14 protein-coding genes are annotated in these 13,103 nt (G+C 66.0%); 4 read left to right on the forward strand and 10 right to left on the reverse strand.

Annotation, left to right across the window (positions count from 1 at the left end; genetic code table 11):
* Positions 1–33 precede the first annotated feature (33 nt).
* Genes ACSFBE_RS09725 through ACSFBE_RS09735 form a run of 3 tightly spaced genes read left to right on the forward strand, consistent with a single transcriptional unit; the run spans position 34 to position 3,132 of the window.
* Positions 34–1,845, forward strand: a complete 1,812-nt coding sequence (locus ACSFBE_RS09725; protein WP_435490171.1) for a PhoH family protein — start codon at positions 34–36, stop codon at positions 1,843–1,845.
* Between the two features lie 14 nt (positions 1,846–1,859).
* Positions 1,860–2,369: a VOC family protein gene (locus ACSFBE_RS09730; protein WP_435490172.1), complete on the forward strand. Its 510-nt coding sequence runs from the start codon at positions 1,860–1,862 to the stop codon at positions 2,367–2,369.
* 55 nt (positions 2,370–2,424) lie between these two features.
* The gene (locus ACSFBE_RS09735; RefSeq protein ID WP_435490173.1) at positions 2,425–3,132 is read left to right on the forward strand and encodes a helix-turn-helix transcriptional regulator; all 708 of its coding nucleotides are present in this window, start codon (positions 2,425–2,427) and stop codon (positions 3,130–3,132) included.
* Here the strand turns inward: ACSFBE_RS09735 and dnaB are convergent.
* The 7 genes from dnaB to ppsA form a co-directional block, all read right to left on the reverse strand.
* Positions 3,126–4,535, reverse strand: a complete 1,410-nt coding sequence (gene dnaB / locus ACSFBE_RS09740; RefSeq protein ID WP_435490174.1) for a replicative DNA helicase — start codon at positions 4,533–4,535, stop codon at positions 3,126–3,128. The genes ACSFBE_RS09735 and dnaB overlap by 7 nt on opposite strands.
* A gap of 161 nt (positions 4,536–4,696) precedes the next feature.
* Positions 4,697–5,149: a 50S ribosomal protein L9 gene (gene rplI, locus ACSFBE_RS09745; protein ID WP_435490175.1), complete on the reverse strand. Its 453-nt coding sequence runs from the start codon at positions 5,147–5,149 to the stop codon at positions 4,697–4,699.
* Between the two features lie 12 nt (positions 5,150–5,161).
* Complete coding sequence (gene rpsR, locus ACSFBE_RS09750; protein WP_007830781.1) at positions 5,162–5,443, reverse strand: 30S ribosomal protein S18; 282 nt, start codon at positions 5,441–5,443, stop codon at positions 5,162–5,164.
* 21 nt (positions 5,444–5,464) lie between these two features.
* Positions 5,465–5,770: a primosomal replication protein N gene (gene priB / locus ACSFBE_RS09755; protein WP_435490176.1), complete on the reverse strand. Its 306-nt coding sequence runs from the start codon at positions 5,768–5,770 to the stop codon at positions 5,465–5,467.
* 4 nt (positions 5,771–5,774) lie between these two features.
* On the reverse strand, positions 5,775–6,149 hold the full coding sequence (gene rpsF, locus ACSFBE_RS09760) for a 30S ribosomal protein S6 (protein WP_435490177.1): 375 nt from the start codon (positions 6,147–6,149) through the stop codon (positions 5,775–5,777).
* Between the two features lie 128 nt (positions 6,150–6,277).
* A complete protein-coding gene (locus tag ACSFBE_RS09765) occupies positions 6,278–6,793 on the reverse strand; it encodes a hypothetical protein (RefSeq protein ID WP_435490178.1) in 516 nt (171 codons plus the stop codon).
* Between the two features lie 158 nt (positions 6,794–6,951).
* On the reverse strand, positions 6,952–9,345 hold the full coding sequence (ppsA, locus tag ACSFBE_RS09770; RefSeq protein WP_435490179.1) for a phosphoenolpyruvate synthase: 2,394 nt from the start codon (positions 9,343–9,345) through the stop codon (positions 6,952–6,954).
* Positions 9,346–9,557: 212 nt separating this feature from the next.
* Between ppsA and ppsR the strand changes: the two genes are divergently transcribed.
* Entirely contained in the window at positions 9,558–10,379 is an 822-nt protein-coding gene (gene ppsR / locus ACSFBE_RS09775) for a posphoenolpyruvate synthetase regulatory kinase/phosphorylase PpsR (RefSeq protein WP_435490180.1), read from the forward strand.
* Between the two features lie 23 nt (positions 10,380–10,402).
* Here the strand turns inward: ppsR and ACSFBE_RS09780 are convergent, their stop codons facing one another.
* The 3 genes from ACSFBE_RS09780 to ACSFBE_RS09790 are packed head-to-tail and all read right to left on the reverse strand — an operon-like array spanning position 10,403 to position 13,046.
* Complete coding sequence (locus tag ACSFBE_RS09780; protein ID WP_435490181.1) at positions 10,403–11,182, reverse strand: heme ABC transporter ATP-binding protein; 780 nt, start codon at positions 11,180–11,182, stop codon at positions 10,403–10,405.
* Positions 11,179–12,216, reverse strand: a complete 1,038-nt coding sequence (locus ACSFBE_RS09785) for a FecCD family ABC transporter permease (protein WP_435490182.1) — start codon at positions 12,214–12,216, stop codon at positions 11,179–11,181. The genes ACSFBE_RS09780 and ACSFBE_RS09785 overlap by 4 nt, the downstream gene beginning before the upstream one ends.
* Positions 12,213–13,046 (reverse strand): heme/hemin ABC transporter substrate-binding protein, encoded by an 834-nt coding sequence (locus ACSFBE_RS09790; RefSeq protein WP_435490183.1) that lies wholly within the window; start codon positions 13,044–13,046, stop codon positions 12,213–12,215. The genes ACSFBE_RS09785 and ACSFBE_RS09790 overlap by 4 nt, the downstream gene beginning before the upstream one ends.
* Positions 13,047–13,103: the final 57 nt, after the last annotated feature.

Raw genomic sequence — 13,103 nt, forward strand, 5'->3', positions numbered from 1 at the left:
CTGGCATCCACTTTTTTGCGAGCACACAGCCCCATGCCATTGCCTCCCGCCCCCACGAAGCGTGCAGCCCTTCTTTCGCCAGACGCGCTCGACGCGCCGGCACACGCGTCGGCCAAGGCACCGCGCCGCGGCGGCCGACACGCTGACGACGCGCCGGACGCCGGTCCGCGCGCCATGGAACTGTTCGACGAGCGCGGCCCGGCGTCGGGCGGCGGACGCCCACCTGCGCCTGAAGTGGCGCAGCAGATCGAAACCAAGCCGCGGCCGGCACCCCGGCCCGAGCTCGTACCGGAACCGGTGCGGGCAGAGCGTGCCCCCGCGCCCGTGCAGGCGCCCTCGCCTGCGCCGGCTTCTTCGCAGACTCAGGCTGCGCGTCCGCGCGGCGATCGGCCTGCTCAGGAGGGCACGCGCGCCCGACGTGGCAAATCCACCGGCCCGGCCAAGCTTTTCGTGCTCGACACCAATGTGCTGCTGCACGATCCGATGTGCCTGTTCCGCTTCGAGGAGCACGACATCTTCCTGCCGATGATCGTGCTGGAAGAACTCGACGGCCACAAGAAGGGCACGACCGAGGTGGCGCGCAACGGCCGCCAGACCAGCCGCACGCTCGACGCACTGGCTGGCGCCAAAGACGCCGACATCGTCAAGGGCCTGAAGCTGGACGCCACGGGCCACCGCCAGGCAGGCGGCAAGCTGTTCTTCCAGACCGCTCCGCTCGACTACACGCTGCCGACCAGCCTGCCGCAGGGCAAGGCCGACAACCAGATCCTGGGCGTGGTGCAGGCCCTGCGCGACCTCTACGCGAAGGACCGCCCGGGCACTCCGAAGCAGGAAGTGGTGCTGGTGTCGAAGGACATCAACATGCGCGTCAAGGCGCGTGCGCTGGGCCTGGCCACCGATGATTACCAGAACGACAAGACGCTCGAGGACGGTGACCTGCTGTATGCAGGCTCGTACGCGCTGCCGGCCGATTTCTGGACGCGCCAGAGCAAGACGGTCGAGAGCTGGCAGAGCGGCAGCAGCACCTTTTATCGCATCAGCGGCCCGATCGTGCCGAACCTGTACATCAACCAGTTCGTGTACTTCGAAGCGCCCGGCGAGCCAAGCATGTACGCACGGATCACCGAGATCCGCGACAAGACAGCCGTGCTCAAGACGCTGAAGGACTACAGCTCCGGCAAGAACGCGGTGTGGGGCGTGTCGACCAAGAACCGCGAGCAGAACTTCGCGATGAACGTGCTAATGGACCCGGAGATCGACTTCGTCACCCTGACCGGCACCGCCGGCACCGGCAAGACGCTGATGGCGCTCGCCTCGGGCCTGACGCAGGTGCTTGACGACCGCCGCTACACCGAGATCATCATGACGCGGGCGACGGTGAGCGTCGGTGAAGACATCGGCTTCCTGCCCGGCACCGAGGAAGAGAAGATGGGCCCGTGGATGGGCGCGCTGGACGACAACCTCGAGTTCCTGGCCAAGGGCGACGGCGGCGGCGCTGGCGAATGGGGCCGCGCGGCCACCAACGAGCTGATCCGCAGCCGCATCAAGATCAAAAGCATGAACTTCATGCGCGGGCGCACTTTCCTGAACAAGTACGTGATCATCGACGAGGCGCAGAACCTGACGCCCAAGCAGATGAAGACGCTGATCACCCGTGCGGGGCCGGGCACCAAGATCATCTGCATGGGCAACCTGGCGCAGATCGACACGCCCTACCTCACCGAAGGCTCCTCGGGCCTGACGTTTGCGGTCGACAAGTTCAAGGGCTGGCCGCACAGCGGGCACATCACGCTGGCGCGCGGCGAGCGCTCGCGGCTGGCCGACTTCGCGAGCGAAGTGCTCTGAGACAGCAGGGCACCATGGCTCCAGAGAGCCCGCGCAGCCTGCAGGCCGTGCGGGCTTTTTTTCGTCCGTCGCGACACGCTCCTGACAAGACGCTGTCAGGAGCCGGCGTGCACCATCCCGGCTCCTTCATCAACAGAAACGAAAGCGAGTCGATCATGCAAAACGCCCTCAGCTGGTTCGAAATCCCCGCCAGCGACCTGGACCGCGCGCAGACCTTCTATCAAACCGTGCTCGGCCAGGAATTGCAGCGCCAGGACTTCGGTGGCGCACCGCTGGCGGTGTTCAAGTACGAGCGGCCGGGCGTCGGCGGCGCGCTGCAGGCCAACGCCAAGGGAAGCGCTCCGTTGGGCAGCGGTATTCGCATCTATCTGAGCTGCACTCGGTTGGACGCCGTGCTGGAGCGCATCGCGCCCGCCGGAGGCGCCATCGTTTCCCCGAAGGAAGCACTGCCGCAGGGAATGGGCTTCATTGCCCACTTGCGTGACACCGAGGGCAACGCCGTCGGCCTGCACTCGCTCGACTGAAGGTCAGGCACGCAGCCCTCGACACACCCAAGCGCCAAGACCAGGAATCGATCCGATGCGCCGCGCCGACCGCCTGTTCCATATCGTGCAGCTCATTCGCGGACGACGGCTCACCACGGCCGCGTTCCTGGCGCAGCGGCTCGAAGTCTCGGAGCGCACGGTGTACCGCGATGTGGCCGACCTGCAGCACCAAGGCGTCCCCATCGAGGGCGAAGCCGGCGTCGGCTATCGCTTGGGCGCCGGCTTCGAATTGCCGCCGCTGATGTTCACCCAGGAAGAAGCGACGGCCCTCGTCGCCGCAGCGCGCGTGGCACAGACATGGGTCGACCCGGCGATGGCACGCGCCATTGAAACCGGGCTTGGCAAGATCCTGTCGGTGCTGCCGCCGGCCGCGCGCGTGTCGGCCGAGGCGCTCACCATGTATGCGCCCGCCATGGCCCTCGACGATGCCACGCGCATGCAATTGCAGACACTGCGTGAAGCGGTGCAGTCGCGCAACAAGCTGCGGGTGTCCTACCGCGACCTGGCGGGCGACGCGACCGAGCGCACCGTGCGGCCGCTCGGCTGCCTCTATTGGGGCAAGGTGTGGACGCTGTCGGCCTGGTGCGAATTGCGTGGCGACTTCCGCGGCTTTCGTGTCGATCGCATGAGCACCGTCACAGTGCTCGACGAACGTTTTCGCGACGAGCCCGGCAAGACGATGGCCGACATGCTGCGCCGGGTCGAGGCCGAGCAGCGCGAGCGCAAACGTGCAGTTCAGTAGTCGTCGCTGCTTCCGAAGCTCGCCAAGTTCTCGAACTTGGTGAGCGGCTTGAGGAAAGCCAGCTTCACCGTGCCGGTGGGGCCGTTGCGGTGCTTGCTGATGATCACCTCGGCCACGCCCGGCTCCTTGCTGTTCTTGTCGTAGTAGTCGTCGCGGTAGATGAACATGATGATGTCCGCGTCCTGCTCGATCGCGCCGGATTCGCGCAGGTCGCTCATCATCGGGCGCTTGTCGGTGCGGCTTTCCACCCCGCGGCTGAGCTGCGACAGCGCAATCACCGGGCACTTCAGCTCCTTGGCCAGCATCTTCAGGCCGCGCGAGATTTCACCCACTGCCGTCGCGCGGTTCTCGTCGTTCATGCTGCTCGAGACACTCATGAGCTGCAGGTAGTCGACCACGATCAGGCCCAGCTTGCCGTACTGGCGGGCCAGCCGGCGCGCATTGGCGCGCAGTTCGCTCGTGGTGAGGCCGGGGGTCTCGTCGATGTGCAGCGAGATCGTCCGCAGCTTCTCGATGGCCTCGGTCAGGCGCGGCCATTCTTCGTCGGTCAGCTTGCCGGTGCGCAGATGGCCCTGGTCGATGCGGCCGATGGAGCCGACGATACGCACCGCCAGCTGCGACGCACCCATTTCCATCGAGAACACCGCCACGGGCAGGCCTTCGTTCAGCGCCACATGCTCGGCGATGTTGATCGCCAGCGAGGTCTTGCCCATCGACGGACGCGCCGCCAGCACGATCATGTCGCCGGCCTGCAGGCCCGAGGTCATCTTGTCGAACTCGTAGAAGCCGGTGCGGATGCCGGTGATGTCGTTCGGGTTGTCCGCCATCTCGGTCACGCGATCGAGCAGTTCGACCACCAGCGAATCCATGCTCTGGAAACCCTGCTTCATCCGCGAGCCTTCCTCGCCGATGTTGAAGATCTTCTGCTCGGCCTCGTCGAGGATCTTGTCGACCGCCTTGCCCTGCGGGTTGAAGGCATTGGTCGCGATCTCGTCGGCCGCGCTCACCAGCTTTCTCAGGATCGAGCGCTCGCGCACGATCTCCGCGTAGCGGCGGATGTTGCTCGCGCTGGGTACGTATTGCGCCAGCGAGTTCAGGTAGACCAGGCCGCCCATCTCGTCGGCCTTGCCCAGGTTCTGCAACTGCTCGTAGACGGTGATCACGTCGGCCGGCTTCGACGCATTGATCAGGGTGCCGATGGCAGCGTAGATCAGCTTGTGCTCGTGTCGGTAGAAGTCGGCGTCGACCAGCAGGTCGCCCATCCGGTCCCAGGCTCCGTTGTCCAGCAGCAAGCCGCCGAGCACGCTCGACTCCGCCTCGATGGAGTGCGGCGGAATGCGCAACTGGGCGATCTGGCGGTCGGGCGACGGGTCGTTTTCGGCGTAGGAGAAGACAGCGGACATGGATTTCCTGAAGGAGCGCCAATGCTACGGTGCAGACTCTGCGCCGTCATGGGATAAGGCTGTGGATAAGCAGTGACTTGCCGGTGCAGCAACAGGGACAACACCAAAGAAAAAGCCGCCCGAAGGCGGCTTTCGCGATGCGCCGAAGCGCAAGGGCGGACTCAGGCGCTTTCGCCGTAGACCGTCACCGTGATGTCGACCACCACGTCGGTGTGCAGCGCGACGCTCACCGTGCTGTCGCCAACGACCTTGATCTGGCCGTTGGGCATGCGCACCTGCGACTTCACGACCTTGTAGCCTTGCTTGTTCAGCTCTTCAGCGATGTCGCTGTTGGTGACCGAACCAAACAGGCGGCCATCGACACCGGCCTTCTGCGTGATCTTGACGGTGGTGCCGCCGAGCTTTTCGCCCTGGGCTTGCGAATCGGCCAGCTTGGCGGCCGCAGCCTTTTCGAGTTCGACGCGCTTGGCTTCGAATTCGGCCTTGTTGGCTTCGGTGGCGCGACGGGCGCGGCCCGACGGAATCAGGAAGTTGCGGGCGTAACCGTCCTTGACCTTGACGATTTCGCCGAGGGTGCCGAGGTTGACGACCTTGTCCAGAAGAATGACTTGCATGGTGTCTGCTCCTTAGACGCGGTGCTGGTCGCTGTACGGGACCATGGCCAGGAAGCGCGCGCGCTTGATGGCGGTGTTGAGTTGGCGCTGGTAGATCGCGCGCGTGCCCGTCAGGCGTGCGGGGATGATCTTGCCGTTTTCGCTGATGAAGTCACGCAGCGTGTCGATGTCCTTGTAGTCGATCTCTTCGACGCCAGCGACGGTGAAGCGGCAGAAGCGCTTGCGCTTGAACAGCAGCGACTGGGTGTTGCGCTTCGGGCGCTTGTCTTTGTTGAATTTCTTGAACGTGGCCATTTCGGGACCTCTCTTCGAAAATTAATCTTGCTGAAAATCCTGGATGTGCAGCACCGGATGCTTCGCCGTCCCCGGCGTCGCCAGAAAGCCCCTGAACATCCAGAGACTTCCCAGCGCCTGCTTCGCGAGCCGCTCGGCCACTGCGCCGAAGGCAACGGCCTTGAGGGCCGCCTTCACCTGTCGGGGCTTGCCGGCTTCTTCGATCGTCGACTCGTGTTCGAGTCGCATATCGAGAGCAGGCAGACCGGCAGGCGTGAAGCGCAGGGCGCCGAGTTCGGCAACGCAGGCCGTCAGCAACAGCTGATTGGCCGCGGCAACCGGGCTCACACCATCAGTTGTTGTTGGCGGCGTATTCGGCCTGCTGCGCCTTGCGGGCTTCTTCGCGCTCGACCGTCTTCATCATCGACGAAGGACCGGTGTCGGCCTTCTTCTTGACCACGGTCAGGTGGCGCAGCACGGCGTCGTTGAACTTGAACGCGTGTTCCAGTTCGCCCATCACGGCTTGTTCAGCCTCGATGTTCACGCACAGGTAATGCGCCTTGTTGAGCTTGTTGATCTGGTAGGCCAGCTGACGGCGGCCCCAGTCTTCAACGCGGTGGATCTTCCCGCCGCCGGCCGTGATCAGGCCCTTGTAGCGTTCCAGCATGGCCGGAACTTGCTCGCTCTGATCCGGATGGATCAGCAAAATGATTTCGTAATGACGCATGGCACTCCTTGTGGATCTTCCGTAGAAGGGATAAAGCCACCCGCAGCGTCGGCGCAGTGTGGCAAGGCAAAGCCAGCGATTATAGCAGCAGGTCGGCCGTCATGGCCAAGCGAGAGCGAGGTGGCCGCTCAAATGCCCAGGGCGCGGTCGAGAACCGCCGCCTTCTCCGGCCCGACGGAGGCGCGGATCTTGGGCGCCAGCGCAAGCAACTCTTCGTAGGAGGTCGTTCCCTCGACAGCCAAATTGAGGCGAAAGCCGCGCAGCCCCAGATTGCCGGTCAACTGCGTGGCCACCGGATACGCATCCTTGTAGCGCTGCTGCGACGAACGAACGCCTGGCGCTGCATCGAGCGCCGGTTCAAATTCGATCTTCCGGGGGGCGGCTTCCACCACCGCCACCGTCGCAGGGGCAGCCCTCTGTGCCGGCGCCGACGGGGCCAACAACGGTGCACCTTCAGGCCCGAGCAGGCCCAACTCGATCATCTGCTCGATGTCGTCCTGCGCAATGCCTTCGCACGACGCGAGAATCTCGCCCACGGAACGGCGGCCGTCAAATAGGATGAAGGCAGAGCGTTGCCGCGGAGTCAGCCGGACCGACCGGTCCTTGAAGACTTGCTGTCCGGTGTCTGTCTTGACAAGAATCATGGCGCCCTCGACAGGAGTGTCTCGAGCGGGCAGTTTGACAGCAAAAAAGCAATTTGTTGCAAATACAGCCGGCTGACGCGGGGATTACGTCACGAACCGCCAGCGCCGGCGCCGGCGTTGCGCGGGGTCCACACCCGTGACGCCGGTCGCCTCGCCGCTCAGCGGCTCGCCAGTTGCTGCCAGGTGTCGATGACGCTGTCAGGGTTCAGCGAGATCGATTCGATCCCCTGCTCCGCCAGCCAGAGCGCGAAGTCCGGATGGTCGCTCGGCCCCTGGCCACAAATGCCCACGTATTTGCCCGCCGACTTGCAGGCGGTGATGGCACGGCTGAGCATCGCCTTGACGGCCGGGTCGCGCTCGTCGAAATCGGCAGCGAGCAATTCCAGGCCCGAATCCCGGTCCAGGCCGAGCGTGAGCTGCGTCAGGTCGTTGGAGCCGATCGAGAAGCCGTCGAAATACTTCAGGAACTCGTCCGCCAGGATCGCATTGCTCGGCACCTCGCACATCATGATGATCTTGAGTTCGTTGACGCCGCGCTTAAGGCCTTCCGCCGCCAGAAGATCGGTCACGCGCTCAGCCTGCTTCAAGGTGCGCACGAAGGGCACCATGATCTGCACGTTGGTCAGGCCCATGTCGTTGCGCACCCGCTTGAGCGCCTCGCACTCCATCAGGAAAGCCTCGCGGAACTCCTCGCTCACGTAGCGTGCGGCACCGCGGAAGCCCAGCATCGGGTTCTCCTCTTCGGGCTCGTAACGGCTGCCACCGATCAGCTTGCGGTACTCGTTGGACTTGAAGTCCGACAGGCGCACGATCACCGGCTTGGGCCAGAAGGCGGCGCCGATGGTCGCGATGCCTTCGGCCACCTTGTCGACATAGAACGCCCGCGGCGACGCATGACCGCGCGCCACCGACTCGACTGCCTTTTTCAGGTCGGCGTCGACGTTCGGATAATCGAGGATGGCCTTCGGATGCACGCCGATGTTGTTGTTGATGATGAACTCGAGCCGAGCCAGGCCGACACCGTGGTTCGGCAGCTGCGCGAAGTCGAAGGCCAACTGCGGGTTGCCGACGTTCATCATGATCTTCAGGTCGATCTCGGGCATGGCGCCGCGCTTCACCTCGGTCACCTCGGTCTCGAGCAGGCCGTCGTAGATGAAGCCGGTGTCGCCTTCGGCGCAGCTCACCGTGACCAGCGTGCCTTCCTTGAGCAGATCGGTCGCGTCGCCGCAGCCGACCACCGCCGGGATGCCCAGTTCCCGCGCGATGATGGCCGCGTGGCAAGTCCGGCCACCGCGGTTGGTCACGATGGCAGCGGCGCGCTTCATCACCGGTTCCCAGTTCGGGTCGGTCATGTCGGTCACGAGCACGTCGCCGGCCTGCACCTTGTCCATCTCGCTGATGTTGTAGACCAGCCGAACCGGGCCCGTGCCGATCTTCTGACCGATGGCGCGGCCTTCGGCGAGCACCGCACCGCGCCCGAGTAGCTTGTAGCGCTGCTCGGCCTTGCCCTGCTGCTGGCTCTTCACGGTTTCAGGACGCGCCTGCAGGATGTAGAGATGGCCGTCGGTGCCGTCCTTGCCCCATTCGATGTCCATCGGGCGGCCGTAATGCTCTTCGATGACCAGTGCGTACCTGGCCAGCTGCTCGACATCGGCATCGCTCAACGAATAGCGGTTGCGCAGCTCGGTCTTGACATCAGTGGTCTTCACCAGTTTTCCGGTGGCGGCCTTTTCCTCGGGCGTGGCGAACTCCATCTGGATCAGCTTGGAGCCCAGGTTGCGGCGGATCAGCGCGCGCTTGCCGGCCTTGAGCATCGGCTTGTGGACGTAGAACTCGTCGGGGTTCACGGCGCCCTGCACCACCGTCTCCCCCAGGCCATAGCTGGACGTGATGAACACCACGTCTTCGAAGCCGGATTCAGTGTCGATGGTGAACATCACGCCGGCTGCACCCAGGTCGGAACGCACCATGCGCTGTACGCCGGCCGAGAGCGCCACCACGTCGTGCGCGAAACCCTTGTGCACGCGGTAGCTGATGGCGCGATCGTTGTAGAGGGAGGCGAACACCTCCTTCATCTTGTGCAACACGTCGTCGATGCCCACCACGTTCAGGAAGGTCTCCTGCTGACCGGCGAAGGATGCGTCGGGCAGGTCTTCGGCCGTGGCCGAGGAGCGCACGGCGAAGCTGGCTTGCGGGTTGCCCGCGCTCAGTGTGGCGAAGGCATCGCCGATGGCCTTCTGCAGGTCGGCCGGGAAAGGCTGGGCTTCGACCATGGCACGGATCTCGGCACCGGCGGCGGCCAGGGCGCGCACGTCTTCGGTGTCGAGCGCCGCCAGGCGCTTGCTGATCTTGTCGGCCAGGCCGTCGTGCGCCAGGAACTGGCGGAAGGCATGGGCCGTGGTGGCGAAGCCGGTGGGCACCCGCACGCCCTGCGGCAACTGGGAAATCATCTCGCCGAGGCTGGCGTTCTTGCCGCCGACCGACTCGACGTCGGTCATCCTCAGGTTTTCAAACGGTACGACCAGGGCGGTCGCGTCGAAAAGTGCAGACATGGGAGAGCTCCAGAAGTTAAAACCGTGGTCGCATGCGGACGGCGCTGCACGATCGTTCTCGTTGCTGTGGGTGCGGGCGCGGTGGGCATGGAGAAATTCGGGGTGTGAGAAATGCGGTTTGTAAAGGCAGAAACACAAGCCAGAATCTCGATAATGGGCCGGATTGTAGGCGCGCCCCCGCCGGTCGTGCCGAAGGACAAAACCGCCAAACCATGACCACACGCTCCGTTTTCTTCGTCTCCGACGGCACCGGGATCACCGCAGAAACCTTCGGCAACGCCGTTCTGGCGCAGTTCGAGATCAAGCCGCGCCACATCCGACTGCCCTTCACCGACACCGTGGACAAGGCCCACCAGGCGGTTCGGCAGATCAACCACACGGCCGAGATCGAGGGTCGGCGACCGATCGTCTTCACCACGCTGGCCAACATGGACGTGCTGGAAGTGATCGAAACCGGCTGCAAGGGCATGCTGCTCGACATGTTCGGCACCTTCGTGCGGCCGCTCGAAATCGAGCTGGCGATGAAGTCGAATCACCGCATCGGTCGCTTCAGCGACGTCAGCAAGAGCAAGGAATACAACGACCGCATCGCGGCGATCGACTTCAGCCTGCAACACGACGACGGCCAAAGCAACCGCGACCTTCAAGGCGCCGATGTGATCCTGGTCGGCGTCAGCCGCAGCGGCAAGACGCCGACCTCGCTGTACCTGGCCATGCAGCACGGCCTGAAAGCGGCGAACTACCCGTTGATTCCGGAGGACTTCGAGCGACTGCAACTTCCGCCCGCCCTCCTGCCCCATCGGAAGAAGATCTTCGGCCTCAGCATCCTGCCCGAGCGCCTGAGCGAAATCCGCAACGAACGCCGGCCCAATTCGCGCTATGCCAGCCTCGAGAATTGCCGCCACGAGGTGAGCGAGGCCGAAGCGATGATGCGCCGCGCCGGCATCCGCTGGCTCAGCACCACCACCAAGTCGATCGAAGAGATCGCGACGACCATCCTGCAGGAGCTGCAGCCGCAACGGCTGACCTACTGAGCTCTCGCGCTCGGAACGCGTTCTCAGCCGAACAGGAACTGCGCCGTCCCGTCGGCCGCCTCCACCGGCTGGCACGGCATCGCCCACACCCGCTCGATCAGCGCCGGCAGCAACACCTCGGCCGCGGGGCCTGCGTGCACGGCACCAGCGCCATCGAGCACCAGCACCTCGTCGGCATAGCGGCGCGCCAGGTTCAGGTCGTGCAGCACCGCGACCACGCCGACGCCCTGCCCGGCCCGCTCCCGCAGCAGACGCATCGCCGCGTGCTGGTGCGCCAGGTCGAGCGCCGCGGTCGGCTCGTCGAGCAGCAGCCAGCGCACGGTGCCGTCGGGCCGCGGCGCCCACAGCTGCGCCAGGGAACGTGCCAGATGCACCCGCGCCTTCTCGCCGCCGGACAGCGTGTTGAGCACGCGCGGTGCGAGCGCGGTCACATCGGTCAGCGCCATCGCGGCGGCGATGATCGCGTCCTCGTCGTTGGAGGGTGCACGCCGGTGCGGATAGCGGCCCAACGCCACGATCTCTTCGGCACTGAACTCGAAGGCCACCGCGCTTTCCTGCGGCATCAGCGCCCGACGCAACGCCAGCGCGGGCGCGCCGTGCGCAGCGATCGGCTGGCCGTCGAGCAGCACCCGGCCCTCGGTCGGGGTGCGCTGCCCGCCCAGCAGCGACAGCAACGTCGACTTCCCCGCGCCGTTGGGGCCGAGGATGGCCGTCACACGCCCGGGCGCAAAGCGGGCGGTGGTCGGTGGCAGCAGCGCCTTGGCGCCGACCACGACGCGCACGTCGATGCACTCGAGCGTCACAGCCGCCCCCTGAAGTGCCGCAGCATCAGCAGGAACATCGGCACGCCGATGGCCGCGGTCAGCACGCCGAGCGGCAACTCGGTCGGCGCCATGACCGTGCGCGCCACGGTGTCGGCGGCCAGCACCAGCACCGCGCCGAGCAGCGCGGAACCCGGCAGCACGATGCGGTGGTCGGGCCCTGCCAGCAGGCGCACCCAGTGCGGCGCGATGAGGCCGACGAAGCCGATGATTCCGGTGGTCGCCGTCACGGCGCCGACCGCGAACGCGGTGACCCAGATGGCACGGCGCTTGACGCGCTCGACATCCACGCCCAGCAGCGCCGCCTGCGCCTCGCCCAGCGCGATGGCGTTGAGCGGACGCGCCAGCGTCATGCCCGCCCCGAGCGCGATCAGCACGATGCCGCCGACCAGCGCGACCGCGCTCCAGCGGGCACCGCCGAGGCTGCCGAGCAGCCAGAACTGCAGGCTGCGCAACTGCTCGTCGGTCGCAATCACGCTCAGAAAGCCCAGGCCCGAACCGGCCAGCGCGTTGATCGCGATGCCGGCCAGCAGCATCAGCGCCATGCGCGTGCCGCCCTCGCTCTGCGAGAGGCCGTAGATCAGCAGCGTCACGGCGAACCCGCCGCCGAAGGCCATCGACACCAGCGTCCAGCTGCCCAGCGCGCGCGGCAGCAGGGGGAAGAACGCGGCACCCAGCACGATCGTCACACCCGCCGCCAGCGCGGCGCCGCTGCTGATACCGATCAGCCCCGGGTCGGCCAGCGGGTTGCGGAACAGTCCCTGCATCAGCGTGCCCGCCATGCCCAGACCCGCACCGGCCACCAGGCCGAGCAGCAGCCGCGGCAGGCGGATGTTCACGAAGACGAGGTGTTCGGGTGACGGCTGCGCCGTGCCCAACCAGACGTCGCGGAACACGCCGAGCAACTGCGACGTGCTGATCGCATAGGCACCGGACGACGCCGCCACGACCAGCACCAGCGCCAGCAGCGCGGCGCCCGTTCCGAGCACCGCCCGCGCAGGCCAGCGCGCGCTCATGCGGACCGGAACTGCGCGTGCAAGTCGCCGATCATGCCGGGCAGGCGCGGCCCGAAACCGAGCAGGCGCACGGCGTCGTGCGCGATGAGCGCCCGCTTCGCGTAGGCCGGCGTCAGCGCCAACTCGGGGCGCTGCCAGAACTTGTCGACGCCGCCGTGCGCCTCGATGCTCTGGCGGGTGGTGAGGATCAGCTCTGGCGCGGCGCTGGCCATGGCCTCGGCCGTCATCGGCCGGTAGCCCTGGAAGCCACTCAGGCAGTTGAGACCGCCGGCAAAGCCGATCACCGCATGTGCAGCGGTCTTCTCGCCCGACACCTGCGGGCTCGCACTGTGCGAGAGCACGAAGAGCACGCGCGGCTTGCGCCCGGTCGCGGCGGCAACGCGCTGCTGCACCTGGGCCCATTCGGCATCCAGCCTGGCCTGCAGTTCACGCGCCTGTGCCTCGCGCGATGCGGCACGGCCGACGGCCTGCACCTTGCGCTGCACCTCGGCCCAGCTGTGGTCGGCCTCGATGAGTTCGAGCTTCACGCCGGCGCTGCGGACCTGCTCGAGCACCACGGGCGGACCCGATTCGTTGGTGGCGATCACCGCATCGGGCTTCAGCGACAGCAGGCCTTCGGCCGACAACTGGCGCATGTAGCCGACCTTGGCCGTTTGTAGCGCGGCGGGCGGATAGAGGCTGGTGGTGTCGGTGCCGACCAGTTGCGCCTCGGCGCCGAGCGCATAGACCACCTCGGTGATCGCACCGCTGACCGTGACCAGGCGCGGGGTCTTGGCTTGCGCGGTGGCAGGAAGCGCGAATGCGCCGAACGAAGCCGCAAGGAAACGCATCGCATCGCGACGGTTCGTGCCGGAAAGAGAGCCAAAGGCCATGAGGGGCTCACGACC

Origin of the sequence: Variovorax sucrosi (assembly GCF_051216635.1) — a bacterium.
Lineage (GTDB): Bacteria > Pseudomonadota > Gammaproteobacteria > Burkholderiales > Burkholderiaceae_C > Variovorax.